The 15,573-nt window shown below is 66.3% G+C and carries 14 protein-coding genes; 3 read left to right on the forward strand and 11 right to left on the reverse strand.

Going from position 1 to position 15,573, the window contains the following annotated elements; translation table 11 throughout:
• A partial coding sequence (locus IT472_RS01775; RefSeq protein ID WP_297177461.1) for a CBS domain-containing protein occupies positions 1–992 on the reverse strand: 992 nt, incomplete at its 3' end.
• A gap of 271 nt (positions 993–1,263) precedes the next feature.
• Between IT472_RS01775 and hrpB the strand changes: the two genes are divergently transcribed.
• Both hrpB and IT472_RS01785 read left to right on the forward strand, forming a co-directional pair.
• Entirely contained in the window at positions 1,264–3,840 is a 2,577-nt protein-coding gene (hrpB, locus tag IT472_RS01780; RefSeq protein ID WP_297177464.1) for an ATP-dependent helicase HrpB, read from the forward strand.
• Positions 3,841–3,962: 122 nt separating this feature from the next.
• Positions 3,963–4,286, forward strand: a complete 324-nt coding sequence (locus tag IT472_RS01785; protein WP_297177467.1) for a hypothetical protein — start codon at positions 3,963–3,965, stop codon at positions 4,284–4,286.
• Here IT472_RS01785 and IT472_RS01790 read toward each other — a convergent pair.
• The 10 genes from IT472_RS01790 to IT472_RS01835 form a co-directional block, all read right to left on the reverse strand.
• Positions 4,274–5,404 (reverse strand): ATP-binding protein, encoded by a 1,131-nt coding sequence (locus tag IT472_RS01790; protein WP_297177470.1) that lies wholly within the window; start codon positions 5,402–5,404, stop codon positions 4,274–4,276. The two genes, IT472_RS01785 and IT472_RS01790, sit on opposite strands and share 13 nt — an antisense overlap.
• 80 nt (positions 5,405–5,484) lie before the next feature.
• Positions 5,485–6,024 carry a pseudouridine synthase gene (locus IT472_RS01795; RefSeq protein ID WP_297177473.1) on the reverse strand — a complete coding sequence of 180 codons (540 nt, stop codon included), beginning with the start codon at positions 6,022–6,024 and terminating at the stop codon, positions 5,485–5,487.
• 20 nt (positions 6,025–6,044) lie between these two features.
• Entirely contained in the window at positions 6,045–6,689 is a 645-nt protein-coding gene (locus tag IT472_RS01800; protein ID WP_297177476.1) for an N-methyl-D-aspartate receptor NMDAR2C subunit, read from the reverse strand.
• A gap of 17 nt (positions 6,690–6,706) precedes the next feature.
• Positions 6,707–7,570, reverse strand: a complete 864-nt coding sequence (locus tag IT472_RS01805) for a methyltransferase (protein ID WP_297177479.1) — start codon at positions 7,568–7,570, stop codon at positions 6,707–6,709.
• A gap of 245 nt (positions 7,571–7,815) precedes the next feature.
• Entirely contained in the window at positions 7,816–10,038 is a 2,223-nt protein-coding gene (locus tag IT472_RS01810) for an NADP-dependent isocitrate dehydrogenase (protein WP_297177482.1), read from the reverse strand.
• A gap of 82 nt (positions 10,039–10,120) precedes the next feature.
• Entirely contained in the window at positions 10,121–10,681 is a 561-nt protein-coding gene (locus IT472_RS01815; RefSeq protein WP_297177485.1) for a hypothetical protein, read from the reverse strand.
• Positions 10,682–10,685: 4 nt separating this feature from the next.
• A complete protein-coding gene (gene queF, locus IT472_RS01820) occupies positions 10,686–11,507 on the reverse strand; it encodes an NADPH-dependent 7-cyano-7-deazaguanine reductase QueF (protein ID WP_297177488.1) in 822 nt (273 codons plus the stop codon).
• Positions 11,504–12,604: a cell division protein ZapE gene (gene zapE, locus IT472_RS01825; RefSeq protein ID WP_297177492.1), complete on the reverse strand. Its 1,101-nt coding sequence runs from the start codon at positions 12,602–12,604 to the stop codon at positions 11,504–11,506. The genes queF and zapE overlap by 4 nt, the downstream gene beginning before the upstream one ends.
• Entirely contained in the window at positions 12,601–13,275 is a 675-nt protein-coding gene (locus IT472_RS01830) for an alpha/beta fold hydrolase (RefSeq protein WP_297177495.1), read from the reverse strand. Before IT472_RS01830 ends, zapE begins: the two co-directional genes overlap by 4 nt.
• 160 nt (positions 13,276–13,435) lie before the next feature.
• Entirely contained in the window at positions 13,436–13,960 is a 525-nt protein-coding gene (locus tag IT472_RS01835) for a c-type cytochrome (RefSeq protein WP_297177497.1), read from the reverse strand.
• 327 nt (positions 13,961–14,287) lie between these two features.
• Here IT472_RS01835 and IT472_RS01840 point away from each other — a divergent pair.
• Positions 14,288–15,573, forward strand: a 1,286-nt coding sequence (locus tag IT472_RS01840) for a hypothetical protein (RefSeq protein ID WP_297177500.1), incomplete at its 3' end; no start/stop codon positions are given.

Here is a 15,573-nt window from a genome sequence, read left to right on the forward strand (position 1 = left end):
AGGCTGCGGATCAGCAGGGAGGTGGCCTGCGAACCGGAATTGCCACCCGAGCTCATGATCAAGGGGATGAACAAGGTCAGCATCACCGCCTTGGCCAGCTCGTTGTCGAAATGCTGCATCGCGCTGGCGGTCAGCATCTCGCCCAGGAACAGCGCGCTCAGCCAGCCGGCGCGCTTCTTGATCATCGCCCAGAAGCCGGTTTGCAGGTAGGGCCGACTGATCGCCTGCAGGCCGCCGAACTTATGCGCGTCCTCGGTGCCTTCGGCGATCAGCGCGTCCAGCACGTCGTCGACGGTGACCACGCCCAGCACATGGCGGGCTTCATCCAGCACCGGAATGGCGAGCAGGTCGTGGCGGCGGATCAAGCGCGCCACTTCTTCTTGATTGGTGGTCGCCGACACCCACACCGGATCGGACCGCTGCGCCACCGACAGCGCCGTCGCCTCCGGTTCGCCGGAGACCAGCCGCCGCAATGACACCATCCGCTGCAGGGCGTGGCTGGCCGGATCCTGTAGGTAGATCGCGTACACCGTCTCGCGTGAGCGCTCGACTCGGCGCACATGCGCCAAGGTCTGCGCCACCGTCCAGTCCGATGGCACCGAGACGAATTCGGTGGTCATCAGGCTGCCGGCCGTGCGCGGTGCGTAGCGCATCAGCCGGCGCAGGGCTTCCAGCGTGCCGCTGCGCAGGCGGCCGGACAAGCGGGCACGATCGGCCTCGTCCAGTTCCAGCAGCACGTCGGCGGCGCGGTCGTCGGCCATGCCTTCCAGCAGGTCGGCGGCGCGCAGATCAGGCAGGCGTGCGACCAGTGCGCCGGCACGTTGCAGCTCGGGGCGGTCGAACATGTCGATGGCGCGCTCCAGCGGCAGCTGCGTGGTGATCTCGGCCGCGTCGTCGAGCGCGCAGCTGTTCAGCAATTCGATGGCGTCGGCGATATTGCGCTCGCCAAACGCATTCAAGTCAGGCACCAAGGCCTGCAGGGTCGGGGTCATGGCTCACCTCAAGAGGTTGCGGCTGTCGCCGCGTGAGCCGACCTGTTTCAGCCAGCGTGACGCAGCGACAGCGTGGTCGATCGACTGGGACTGTCGCTGGGCATCGGAAAGGGCTCCTTGGAATCCGCGCGGGGCTGGCGCCCGGCGGGAGTGCGCGCAGTCTAGGCCGATGGCCCGGAGGAGGCAATGCAGATTGCGAAACCGTCATGTTCCGATGGTGGTTGCGCGATGGCGGTCACGGGCCGATGGGGCCTGCTCCTACAATGCCCGGATGAGCTTCCCGATCAGCGTGCTGTTGCCGCGCATCGTCCACTCGCTGGCAGGGCATCCGCGGCTGGTGCTGGAAGCGCCGCCGGGTGCTGGCAAGACCACCCAGGTGCCGCTGGCCCTGCTGGATGCGTCGTGGCTGCAGGGCAGCAAGATCGTGATGCTGGAACCACGCCGCGTCGCCGCACGGGCGGCGGCTGGCTTCATGGCCAAGCAGCTTGGCGAGGCCTTGGGTGAAACCGTTGGCTATCGCATCCGCTTCGAGAACAAGGTGTCGCCGCGCACGCGAATCGAGGTGGTCACCGAGGGCATCCTCACCCGCATGTTGCAGGACGACCCGCTGCTGGAAGGCATCGGCGCGATCCTCTTCGATGAATTCCACGAACGCCATTTGAGTGGCGACCTTGGGTTGGCCTTGGCGTTGGATGTGCAGGCGGGTTTGCGTGACGATCTGCGCATCGTGGTGATGTCGGCCACGTTGGATGGTGAGCGTCTCGCGTCGTTTCTGGATGCACCGCGGATCAGCAGCGAAGGGCGCAGCTACCCGGTGGCGATTGCGCATTTCCCGGCGCGTCGCGAGGAAGTGCTGGAACATCAGGTCAAACGTGCGATCGAACACGCTCTGATCGAACATCCCGGAGATCTGCTGGTGTTCCTGCCGGGGCAGCGCGAGATCACGAAAGTGGGCGCAGTGCTAAACCCCTCTCCCCCCGGGAGAGGGGTAGGGGTGAGGGTTGGGTGCAACGAACCCGCATCCGGCGCCGCGCGCCACCTTCTCCCGAGGGGAGAAGGAAACTGTGAAATCGAAGTGCTCCCGCTTCATGGCGAACTCCCGCTGGAGCAACAAACCCGCGTATTGCAGCCATCGGCAGACGGCGGGCGGAGGGTGGTGCTGGCGACCAATGTCGCCGAATCGTCGGTGACCTTGCCGGGCGTGCGGGTGGTGATCGATGCCGGGCTTGCCCGCGAACCGAGGTTCGACCCCAATAGTGGGTTTTCGCGGCTCGACAGCGTGACCATTTCACAGGCCAGTGCCGATCAGCGCGCGGGCCGCGCCGGTCGCGTGGCGGAGGGTTTCGCCTATCGCCTGTGGCCGCAATCGCAGCGGCTGGAGCCGCAGCGGCGGCCGGAGATCGCTCAAATCGAACTCGCCGGGTTGGCGCTGGAGCTTGCCGCCTGGGGCAGCGATGCGCTCCGCTACGTGGATCCGCCGCCTGCCGGCGCAATGGCCGCGGCGCGCGAGTTGCTGCACCGTCTGGACGCGTTGGACGCGCAGGGCAGGATCACCCCCCGTGGCCGCACGATGCTGGCGCTGGGCACGCATCCGCGGCTGGCCGCGTTGCTGCTGGCCAGTGCCACGCCGCTGCAACAGGCGTTGGCCTGCGATCTGGCCGCACTGTTGGAAGCCCGCGATCCGCTGCGCACGCGTTCGGATGCCTTGGCCTCGCGCTGGCAAGCGTTGGCGGCGTTCCGGCAAGGCCGCCTCGCCGACGATGCCAGTCGAGCCGGATTGGACGCCATCGATCGAGCGGCGAAACAATGGCGGCGGCGGCTGCGCTGCGAGGCTCTGCCGCTGACCTCCGCACCCGCCCACGCCTTTGGCGATCTGCTGGCGCATGCCTTTCCGGATCGCATCGGCAGGCAGCATCCGCAGGATCCCAAGCGCTATCAGTTGAGCAATGGCCGGATGCTGCGGCTGTTCGATGATTCCGCGCTGTTCGGCGAGCCGTGGATCGTCGCCAACGAATTGCGCTTCGAAGCCAAGGACGCACTGCTGCTGCGCGGTGCGCCGGTCGATGAGGCGAAATTGCGCGAAGTCTTTGCCGCACATTTTTCCGAAGCCGACGAAGTGCGTTGGGATGCTGGCAAACGTGCACTCGTCAGCGAGCGGGTGACCCGTTTTGACGGCATCGTGTTGGCATCGAAATCGGCAGGTCGCGTCGATCCGGCGCAAGCGGCGCAGGCGCTGACGGCAGCGGTGCGGGATTTGGGGCTGGCGTGCTTGCCGTGGAGCGAGGCCTTGTCGCAATGGCGGGTGCGGGTGCAATGCCTGCGCCGCTGGATGCCCGAGCTGGGTTTGCCCGACCTGTCCGAAGCGGCGTTGTTGGCGTCCCTCGAGACCTGGTTGCAACCGACCTTCAACGGCAAGTCCCGGCTGGATGGCCTGGAGCCCGAGGCCTTGGTCGAGGCCCTGAAATCCTGCGTGGATTGGAGCATGCGCCAGCGCATTAACGCATTAGCACCTGATCGCATTAGCGTGCCCTCGGGCATGCAGCGCAGCATCGCCTATCGATTGGATGATCACGGCGAGCCCGCCCCCCCGGTTTTGGCAGTCAAGCTGCAGGAGTTGTTCGGGCTCGCGGAAACACCGCGGGTGGCCGACGGCCGGGTGCCGCTGCTGCTGCACCTGCTCTCACCCGGCGGCAAACCCCTGCAAGTGACGTCCGACCTGAAGAACTTCTGGAACAGCACCTATGCCGAGGTGAAAAAGGAAATGAAGGGCCGCTACCCCAAGCACCCGTGGCCGGACGATCCCTGGAACGCGGCGGCCACGCACCGGGCCAAGCCACGCGGGACATGAGGTCGGCCCCGAGAGGGGAGCGGCGTCCCGCTGTAGGCTGAACGGCAAGTTGAGGCGATTCCAGGGATGATGGCGTTTCGCGCCATACTTGCGGCAAGCTTTGGGTTTTCGGGAGGCTGGAAATGGGCAAGCTCGATACGGCGCAGGATCGTGCGCTGGAATTGATTGGCGAGATCGGCGACGGTCTTCGCAAGCGGGTGCCGGACAAGGCCGCGCAATGGATCGAAACCGGTGCGGCACTGGGGGCGCTGCGCGCAGGCTCGAAGGTGGCCGGAAATTTCGTTCGCCGTAATCCCTATCTCGTCGGTGCAGCCGTTGCGGGAGCCGGGCTGCTGTGGTTGGCGGCGCGCTATCGCAAGCGTCAGCTTGCCACCGAGGGTGGTGGCAAGAGGCGATTGCAAGCGGTGCGCTTGGGCGACCACGAACAGGACGATTACGGCGTTTGATCCGTTGCCTCGGGATCACGGCAGGTTGCAGCTTGTAGTTCCACCGTGAAACAGGCACCGCCACCGGGGCGGTCTTCATACCAGAGCCGGCCTCCTGAGCCGACCACGATTTGCCGTGCCAGCGCCAGACCCAGCCCATTGGACAGGCCATTGGGCACATCGCGCCCATCGGCGCGCTGGAACGGCTTGAACAGGATTGGCTGGAAATCTGCTGGCACCCCGGGGCCGCGGTCCTGCACCACCAATTGCCAATGTCCGGGACGGCCCGGACGGCCAACGAGGTCGACCTCGCCGCCACTGCGTGCGTACTTGAGCGCATTGCCGAGCAGGTTCTCACCGACGTGGCGCAGCATCCGGCCATCGATTGCCACGCAGGCATCGCCCTCGGGGACGACCGTTTTCAGGCGCAGGCCGTGGGCCTCCAACTGCAACTCGTAGCGCGCGGCCAGCCAGCGCAGGGTTGCGGCCAAGGGAGCGCTTGGACTGGATGCATCGGGTCGAGGTCCGCCCGGGGACTGCCGTTCCAAGTAGTCGCGTACGAAATCCAGCGCCTCGTGCGTGCTTTCCTCGATGATCTGTAGATAGCGCGCAACCCGCTCTTGCCTGACGTCGGGAAGAGCAAGCATTTCGCGGGCGAACAGGACCGAGGTCAGGGGGTTCTTGATGTCGTGGGCGATCAGGTTGAACAGTTCCTGGCGCTGGCGTAACGCACCTTCAAGCAGTTCGCGAGCCTGCTTTTGGTGCAGGTGCACGCGCACCCTCGCCAGCAATTCATCCCCATCACACGGAAGCGAAAGGCAATCGGCGGCACCCGCACCGAACGCACGCAACCGCTGTCGTGATGAATCCTCGGCAAGCAGGACCACCACCGGCAGCCTCGGTTCGTCGTCGCCTTGGGCCAGGGCGCCGATCAGGTCGAACTCCGCATCGGCGTCTCGCAAGCCATCCATGAGCGCCAGGTCGGGGGCGTGATTGGCGATTGCGGCCAGCGCAGCATCCGGGTCCTGTACCGTCACCAGCGCGTGACCCGCCTCTCGCAGCAGTGCGGCCAGCGCGGGGGTTTCACCGTGCAGGGAGATGACGAGGATGCGACCAGTACTGGCGGAACGCTGCGGCACCTGAGGGTGCTTCCGACCATGGAGGGACCGTCCACGTTAGCAAACGGCCTTCGCAACGACCATGCCGTCCCGTGCAACGATCAGGTGCCGGATTCACGCCACTGGCCGGGTTGCAGGGTGTCCAGCCGCTGCCCACCGACCGCGACCCGGACCAGACGCAAGGTCGGCAGCCCCACCGCCGCGGTCATTCGCCGCACTTGGCGGTTGCGGCCTTCGCGGATCACCAGTTCCAGCCAGGCATCAGGCACGGATTTGCGGAAGCGCACCGGCGGATCGCGCGGCCACAACGTGGGTGTATCGAGACGGCGCGCTTGCGCTGGCAAGCTTGGGCCGTCGTTGAGCAGCACGCCCTCACGCAATGCACGCAGTTGCACCTCGGTCGGCTCACCTTCCACCTGTACCCAGTAAGTCTTGGGCTGCTTGTGTTTCGGATCGGTAAGCCGATGCGCCAGCCCGCCGTCATCGGTCAGCAGCAACAGGCCTTCGGAATCGAAATCCAGCCGTCCGGCGGGATAGACGCCTTTCGGCAAGTCGAACTCGGCCAGCGTGCACCGTGTCGGCACGCTGCGGTCGGTGAACTGGCAGAGCACGCCGTGGGGCTTGTTGAAGGCGATCAGCATGGTGCGGTGAGCGGCGACGGTCAGGCCGCCACGCCAATGGCGCGCGCCAGGTTGCGCCGTGCCTGCGCTTCCAGCCGATCGTGGAAATGGGCGGTTCCGTACAGCGGAGCGCGCGCGAAAAATTCGCCCAAGATGGCCTTGCGCTTGCGACGGAACAGCCAACCGGGAACCCAGCCGTATTCCCGTCGTATTTGCGCTTCGTACTCGGCGAAGCGGGCCTCGGCCGCGCCGAGGATGGCAAGGTCGATATCGACGATCAGCTGTTCGTCGGGGGTCGATGGCAAGGCGGCATGCTGGGTGACCATGATGAACCGGCAAACGCGGGCGATCGTCGCCTCCGCAACACCGCCAGCCGCCAGCGCACGTTGCGCCAAGCGTGCGCTTTCGACTTCGTTGTCGCTGCGCTTCGGGTCGTAGATGGCATCGTGGAACCAAAGCGCGATTTCCACCTCACCGGGGGCCTCCGCCAGCGCGAGCACCGGCTCCAGCCCGTGGATGCACTCGTGAAGGTGCTGCAGCGTGTGGTAGCTGCGCTGCGGTTCCCGATAGCGGGCGATGACCTCGTCGAACCATGCTGCCGTGGGCTTGGCGCCCAGCGCCAGCCACGCCCGCGACCACGAACGCTCGAGCAGGGCCCGGTCGATGTCGAGGCGCACGGGCTCCATCGCGGCGCTCGCGGTGCTCAGGCCGCCGGCTTGCGGAAGCGCAAGGTCATCCGGTCGCTCTCGCCGATGGCCTTGTACTTGGCGTCGTCTGCCGCGTCGTGGCTGTTGGTGGGCGGCAGCGTCCACACGCCGTTGGGGTGGTGGGTGTCGTCGCTTGGATTGGCATTGATCTCGCTTTTTTCCTCCAGCACGAAGCCGGCCTGGGTGGCCAGCGCGGTGATCAGGTCCTCGGTCAGATAGCCGGATTTCTTCATCGTCTCCAGATCGGTGCCTGGCTTGGCGCGATGGTCGACCACGCCCAGCGTGCCGCCGGGTTTGAGCACGACGAAGAAGGCCTTGAAGTAAGCCTCGGCATTGCCGTCGGCCACCCAGTTGTGGGCGTTGCGGAAGGTCAGCACGGTATCGGCGGAATTGGGTGGGCCAAAGCTCGGCGCCTTGGCGTCGAAGGCGCGCAGCTCCGGCTGGCCGTACACGTCCGGGCGCGCGGTGATCTTGTCGCGCAGGGTCTTGTTCAGCGCGTAGCGATAGCCGGGTTGGCCGGCGATCGCGTCGTCCCAGGTCGCGGCGACGTAATGACCGTGCGGACGCAGGTAGGGCGCGAGGATATCGGCATACCAACCGCCGCCGGGAGTGATCTCGATGACGGTTTCATCCGGCTGCACGCCGAAGAACGCGAGGGTCTGGGCCGGATGGCGGTAGCGGTCGCGCAGCATGTCCTGCGGCGCGCGCCAGTCACCGGCCAGGGCCGCATCCAGCGCCGCGCCGGGTGCGGCGGCTGGCGTGCTGGGCGTCGTGGCGACCGTCTGTTGCGCGATGGCGAATCCGGCGGTGCCGGCGAGGCACAGCGCGAGGCCGACAGCGAGTGTGATCGAACGGGTCATGCGGGCGCTTCCGGGTAGACGGAAGCAACAGCCTACCCGTTGCGGGCCGAAGTTGGGTGGAAGTACCTCTGACCTACCACCCTGTCATTCCCGCGAAAGCGGGAATCCAGCGCTTGAACAGCAACGTCCTTGGATTGGACAAACATTCGTTTGTCAGACGCGGCCCGCTTTCGCGGGAATGACGTCAATAGCCGCGGAGACGACGGCGTAATCCGACGCGCCTGCTGCACCCGTCAGTGCGTGACTCAGCTGCTCACCAAACTTTCCAGCGCGCCGTTGAGCGTGGCCGAGGGCCGCATCGCCGCCGCCAGCTTGCCTGCGTCCGGCTGGTAGTAACCACCGATATCGACCGCATGGCCCTGCACGGCGATAAGCTCCTCGACGATCTTCGCTTCGTTGGCGGCCAGCGTCGTGGCCAGCGCAGCGAATTTCGACGCCAGTTCGGTATCGGTCGTTTGCGCGGCCAGCGCCTGCGCCCAGTACAGCGCGATGTAGAAATGGCTGCCGCGATTGTCAATCGTGCCGAGCTTGCGCCCCGGCGACTTGTCGTTGTCGAGGAAGCTCGCATTGGCCGCATCCAGCGCATCAGCCAGCACCTGCGCACGCGCATTGCCGGTGGTATTGGCGAGGTGCTCGAACGAAGCCGCCAGCGCCAGGAATTCACCCAGCGAATCCCAGCGCAAATAGTCTTCTTCAAGGAACTGTTGCACATGCTTGGGCGCGCTGCCGCCGGCGCCGGTTTCGAACAGGCCGCCACCGGCCATCAGCGGCACGATCGACAGCATCTTCGCGCTGGTGCCAAGCTCGAGAATCGGGAACAGGTCGGTCAGGTAGTCGCGCAGGACATTCCCGGTGGCGGCGATGGTGTCCTGCCCGGCGCGCACGCGCTTGAGGGTGTGGCGCATTGCTTCCTCGGGGCTGAGGATGTGGATGTCGAGCCCGCGGGTGTCGTGGTCGTTGAGGTAGAGCGCCACCTTGGCGATCAGGCCGCGGTCGTGGTCGCGCTGCGGATCCAGCCAGAACACCACCGGCGTGTTCGACAGGCGCGCGCGGCTGACCGCCAGCTTCACCCAATCGCGGATCGGCGCATCTTTCGTTTGGCACATGCGCCAGACGTCGCCGGCCTTGACCTTGTGTTGCAGCATCACCGTGCCCTGCTCGTCGACCACGCGGACGATGCCGTCGCCGCTGATCTTGAAGGTCTTGTCGTGGCTGCCGTATTCCTCGGCGGCCTGCGCCATCAGCCCGACGTTGGGCACGCTGCCCATGGTGGCCGGGTTGAACGCGCCGTGCTCGCGGCAATCGTCGATCACGACCTGGTAGATGTCGGCGTAATTGCGGTCCGGCAGCACCGCCTTCACGTCCTGCAACTCGCCCTTGGCGTTCCACATCTTGCCGCCGTCGCGGATCATCGCCGGCATCGAGGCGTCGACGATCACGTCGGACGGCACGTGCAGGTTGGTGATGCCCTTGTCGGAATTGACCATCGCCAAGCTGGGCCGCTGCGCGTACAGCGCGGTGATCTCGGCCTCGATCGCACCGCGCTCGGCGGCGGATAGCTGTTCGAGCTTGGCGTACAGGTCGCCGATGCCGTTGTTGGGATCAAACCCGATCTCGGCGAGGGTGCGCGGGTGCTTCTCCAGCACCGGCGCATAGAAGCGGCTGACCACGATGCCGAACATGATCGGATCGGACACCTTCATCATGGTGGCCTTCAGGTGCAGCGAGAACAGCACGTCCTTGGCCTTGGCGTCGGCGATCTGGGCATCGATGAAATCGGCCAGCACCTTGGCGCTGAGCACGGTGGCGTCGATCACCTCGCCAGCTTGCACTTGCAAGGGCGCGCGCAGCGGGAAGGTGCTGCCGGTGGCACTGACGAATTCGATCCGGATCGTGCTCGGGTTGGCCAGGGTGTAGCTCTGCTCGCTGCCGTAGAAATCGCCATGGTCCATGTGCGAAACATGGGTCTTCGAATCGGCGGTCCACGCCGCCATCCGGTGTGGGTGCTTCCTCGCATAGGCCTTCACCGCCTTCGGTGCGCGGCGGTCGGAATTGCCTTCGCGCAGCACCGGGTTCACCGCGCTGCCCTTGGCGCGGTCGTAGCGGGTCTTGATGTCCTTCTCGCGTTCGCCCTGCGGCGCTTCCGGATACTCCGGCAGCGGATAGCCCTTCTGTTGCAATTCCTCGATCGCGGCCTTGAGCTGCGGCAGCGAGGCGCTGATATTGGGCAGCTTGATGATGTTGGCGTCCGGCGTCTTGGCCAGCTCGCCCAACTCGCGCAGGTCGTCCGCCACGGCCTTGTCGCCCAGCAGGTCCGGGAACTGCGCCAGGATCCGCGCCGCCAGCGAGATGTCGCGGGTTTCCACCGTCACGCCTGCCGTCCGTGCATAGGCCTGCACGATCGGCAGGAAGGAGGCAGTGGCCAGGAACGGCGCTTCGTCGGTCAGGGTGTAGAGGATCTTGGACATGGCGGGCTGCGGGTGCGGAGGGAAACCGACATTGTCGCGCATCGGGCGAAATGTGTGGAAACCGTCGTCCGCGAGGCCTTGGTCAAGGCTTGGCCGATGCCGACGGGAGGGTCACTGCGGGAGGCGCTGCGATTGATGTCGGCAATGGCGCGCGGGCAATGACGTCGAACAGCCTCGTCTGCACCACGACACCGTCCAGCAGCACCTGCAGACGGTAGCTCCCGGGTGGCCAGTCGTCTGGCTGATGGATCGAAAACAGGGTTTCGCCGGGGCCGGTGATCGCCAGCATTTTCGATTCTGCCAGCACCGGTTGGTCGGATGGCCCGTAGCTCCAGCGAACCCCGATGCGGTGCGCCCTGCTGCGGTCGAAGCCTTCGAAGTGCACGGCAGCATGGATGGTGTCGGCAGGAGTGAATGCCAACTGCGGCACGGCCAGCTGTTGCCGGGCATCGAGCGTCGCCCCGAGGTCAACGGCGGCGATGCGTGGTGGTCCGCTGGCTGGTGATGTCGGCGAGGCTGGCGCGTTGGTCGGGATGGGTGGTGTGGCCTCGGCGCGGCGAGCATCGGGCGCGGGCGACGACTGGGTGCAGCCGGCCACCGCCACGAGCAGACCGAAAACCCATGGGCGCCAACACGGAGCCATGGCGCTATTGCCGCAACGTGCGCCGCGCCGGCGGCGGCGGCAGGCCCGGCGTGGCCCGCCACGGGTTGATATCCAAGCCGCCGCGGCGGGTGTAACGCGCTTCCACCGCAAGCGCCGACGGCCCGCAGTGCGTAAGCACGTCGATGAAGATGCGTTCCACGCACTGCTCGTGGAATTCGGCGTGGTCGCGGAAGCCCACCAGGTAGCGCAACAGGCCGGCGTGGTCGATCCTCGGGCCGTGGTAATGGAGGCTCAGGTCGGCCCAATCCGGCTGTCCGGTCACTGGGCAATTGGACTTGAGCAAACCGCTGTGCAGGGTTTCCTTGACGATCTCGCCTGTCGCCACCAACAACGCCGGATCGGGTGGACCAAAGCAATCGACGGTGATCGCCTGCCCGTCGATGCAGTCGCCTGCGGTTGCGGCTTCCTGCGCCGGAAGGCCGAAGGCCAGCGTCACCGTGGCGCCCGCAGCGGTGGAGAGGTCGGCTGCGATGCGTTCGCCCACCGTTGCGGCGTCGCTGAATCGTTCGAAGTTGAGCGAGTTGAGATAGAGCTTGAGCGACTTCGATTCGATCAGGCAGGGTGAATCAGCCGGGACGCAAAAGGTGGCGGTCGCCACCTGCGGCTTGCCGCGCGCGTCCAGCCACGACAACTCATAGGCCTGCCAACGGTCGTGGCCGACGAACGGCAGCGAAGCGCCCGGCGGCAGCTTCAGCGCGTTCCGTCCCAGGCTGCGCGGGATCGCATACAGCAGGTCCGGGGCATAGCGTGCCGGATAGGCAACATCGCGGCCGAGTGGGGATGGGTGTTCGGATGGCGCGCTCATCGGCTGTGGTGCTCGCTGGTGAGGTAATCGGTGGACTGCATTTCCACCAGCCGCGAGGCGGTGCGTTCGAACGCACCGGCGATCCGCTTGCCGGTGTAGAGGTCCATCGGTGCGGCGTCGGCGGTGCACACCAGGTTCACATGGCGATCGTACAGTTCATCGACCAGGTTGACGAAGCGCCGCGCCGCATCGTCGCGGCTGGCGTCCATGCACGGCACGCCGCCAACCAGCACGGTGTGGAATTCGCTGGCGATCTCGATGTAATCGCTGCTGCTGCGCGGACCCTCGCACAATGCGGCGAAATCGAACCAGCACAGGCCAGCGGCGCGCGCACGCACCGGGATCCGACGGCCCTCGATCATGATCCCGGCGTCCTTGTGTGCGGCATCGCCGCCCAGTTCGCGCCAGCGCTGCGCCAGCCAGGGATCGGATTGCGCATCCAGCGGTGCGCGGTAGACCGGCGAGCGGGTCAGCGCACGCAGGCGATAATCGGTTGGACTCACCAACTCCAGCACTTGGCAGCGCTGCTGCAACAGATCGATCGCCGGCAGGAAGCGCGCCCGCTGCAGTCCGTCCTTGTAAAGCGCCCCCGGTACGGTATTGGAGCTGGTGACCAAGGTCACCCCTTCCGCAAACAGCCGTTCCAGCAGCCGCGCCAGCAGCATTGCATCGCCGATGTCGATCACGAAAAACTCGTCGAGCACCAACACCTGCAGGTTTTTCCGCCAGTCGCGGGCCAGCAGCGCCAGCGGATCGGCCTGGTCGGCATGGGCACGCAGGCCCGCGCCGACCTCGCGCATGAAGCGGTGGAAGTGGGTGCGCCGTTTTTTCTCCAGCGGCAGCCCGGCGTAGAACAAGTCGATCAGGAAGGTCTTGCCGCGGCCCACCCCGCCCCACAGGTACAGCCCGCGGGTCGGCTCCGGCGCCTGCGCCCCCAGCAGTCGGTGCAACAGGCCGGGCGACGGTGCAGCCGTCAGCAATTCGGTGTGGATGCGGTCCAGCGCCGCCAATGCCGCGTGCTGGGCCGGGTCGTCCTGCCAGTCGCCGCGCGCCACGCCCTGCGCGTAGCGCCGTGAGGGAAGTCCGGCATCGTTCATGCCGATGGGGGCTCCGGCAGCCAGCCGCGCACGCCGTGCTTCACGATGCCACGCAGATCGACCAGCTTGCGGTGGAAGAAATGGCTGGCACCGTCAACCTCGACCAACACCGGTGGCCGTGCCATCCCTGCCACCCACTGCCGCACCGCGGCCGGATCGACGAGTTCGTCCTGTTCGCCTTGGATCAGCAACCAGGGTGTGGTCGGCTGCCGAATATCGCCGAAGTCCCAGCTTCGCCCCACTGGCGGTGCGATCGTGATCAGCGCGGACGCCTGCAGCTCCTCCGCCGTGCGCAGCGCAATCCATGCTCCGAAGCTGAACCCGGCCAGCCACAGCGCGTGGTCCGGGAGCCGTCGGCGCGCCCATGCGGCCACCGCACGCAGATCGTCCTGTTCGCCGTGGCCGTCGTCGAAGGATCCGGCAGACGCGCCCACGCCGCGGAAATTGAAGCGCAAGGTCGTCACGCCCGACTCGCGCAGGCCCCGTGCGGTCATCGTCACCACCTTGTTGTGCATGCTGCCGCCTTCGGTGGGCAGCGGGTGGCAGACGATCGCCAGCACCGGACGTGCGGGCGGATCCGCTGGCGTCAGCGCGGCTTCGATGGCCCCGGAGGGGCCGGGAATGGCACACGCCTCGGTGCCGTCCGCAGTGTGGACAGGGGTCGCGTTCATGGGCCGGATTCTGACAGAGGGGCGGTCATGGCCGAATCAGGGCCATGGACCGGTGGGAGATGCGCCCCGGAGTCCTGCAACGCACGGCGGCGGCAGGCGTGGCGCCAGCGCCACGCGCCCTGCGCTGCAGGCAGCCGTCACCCAACGGGCGAAAACGGGCTTACTTCTTGCTCTGCGCCACCATGTATTCAACCGCCGCCTTCATCTGTGCGTCGGTCAATGCGGCATTGCCGCCGCGCGCCGGCATCGTTCCGGTGGAACCGGTGAAGCCGGCGATCGCCTTCTTGACCAGCTCGTCCAAGCCCTGCGCGGCCGCCCGTGCGCCGATCCCGGCCGCATCCAGCCTGGGCGCGCCGCCGACGCCGCCGGTATGGCAGGCGGTGCACGGGCCGTCATTGAAGATCATTGCGCCGTCGGTGCTGCCGCCGAACGGCACATTGGCGCTGGCCGCCGCCTGTGCCGCCGCCGCCGCCGCGGCCTGTTGGGCTGCGCCGGTGGCACCGGCATAGACCGCACCGGCGGGCGCAATGCGTTCTGCCGTGCTGCGGGCGATGCCGGGATCCGTCGGATAGCCCTTCTGCCCATTCAGGTTGTGCGCGAACAGGGCCAGCCCCAGCCCGACCGCGATCAGGAAGGCAATGAGAATCGAAAACTTCTTCAGGAAGACCTGATCGAGTGCGCGCACCGTGTACCTCTGTTCCTCGGCCGGTCGGGGCCCAGACCTGCACGATTATTCCAGAACCGGCGTGCCCCGGTCGAGGGGGCGGATTGCACCTGATCGGCACCGGGGCGGCGCCGGCGCGGGTGTGTGCAGAGACGTGCGTGGCCGGTCCGCCCCCTTTTCTCCGTGTCGGAACAAATAGACAGCCATCACACAATCGGGGTTTAATGCGCTGGGGCGCTGTCGGTCGTGTGTGCGCAGTACGGGTGGAAACGCTAGGCAGACCAAGGGGCGGCCCGGGGGCCGCAAGATTTTTCGATCAACCAATTCAAGGATAACGAGGAAGCACCAATGAACGACAAACGGAACGTCACGCGCGCAGCAGCAACTGCCAACCGCATCAAGCAATCGCCCATGACCCGCGCCGTGCGCTCGGTTCTGGCTGCCTCGGCATTGACCTTGGCGCTGGGTGCCACCAGCGGCACCGCCGCGGCGGCATCGCACAAGGTGCCGGTGGCCCATGTGCTGCAGCTGCAGCGTGCGGCGATCGACTTCGCGCAGGTGCACGATCTGTCCTTGGTTCCGGGCGGTCTGGGTGATCTGGAAGGCTTGGAAGGCTTGATGCCGCCGGGTGCGCCGGTGATGTCGTTGGTCTCGGGTGGCGGCGTGGGCTCGGTGGTGGGCAATGTCACCGGAACCGTCGGCACGATGGTCCACATCTACAGCAATGTCGATGACGCGACGGCTTACTATGTCAGCGCCACCGGCAATGTCGACATCACCAATACCGGCCATCAACACGCCGACACCAATGGCACCTACAACGCCACGGGCATCCTCGTGTACGCCGGCGGCACCGCGACGGTGAACAGCTATGAGGCGAGGGCCTATACCTATGGCGACGGCAATGCCATAGGCATCTACGTCTACGGGTATGACGGCGCCAGCGTGACCGTGAACGGCGGCGGGTACGCGGATGGGCACGCCTTCGGCGACGGCAATGCGGTCGGGGTGTATGCCGTCAGCTACAACGGCGGCACCAGCGTGACCGTGAACGGCAACGCGTACTCGACTGGGCAAGCCCAGGACGACGGCAATGCGATCGGGGTGTATGCCTACAGCTACAACGGCGACACCAGCGTCACCATCGACGGTTCGGCGGGTGCCTACGCTTTCGACGGCATTGCCGCAGGCGTGGTTGCACTCAGCTACAACGGCGCTGCCGACGTGGTCATCAATGAACGTGTATTTTCCGAAAGTTACAACGGCAATGCTTACGGCGTCTATGTCGAGAGCGCTTACGCTGATGCCAGCCTCGACAACAGCGGGGTGATCTTCGCGCATTCGTACAACGGAGGCGCGGTTGGCGTGCAAGCGACGGCTGCAGGCACGGTGACGGTGACCAACAGCGGCGCTCTTGGCATCTATGCCCACGGATACGACGGTGCGATCGGTGTTCTTGCCGCCGGCCAGGCCGGCGCGACGGTCGACAATTCGGCCAACATCTTTGCAACCAACAACGGCCTCACGGGTTCAGTGGCGGTCGGCGTCGCCGCCATGAGCCTGGCCGACGTCAACATCAACAACAGCGGCTACATCTACGCCAATTCGATCAGCGGCAATGCGTTCGGCATCTA

This window comes from Thermomonas sp. (genome assembly GCF_020850895.1).
In the GTDB taxonomy this organism is placed as follows: domain Bacteria; phylum Pseudomonadota; class Gammaproteobacteria; order Xanthomonadales; family Xanthomonadaceae; genus Thermomonas.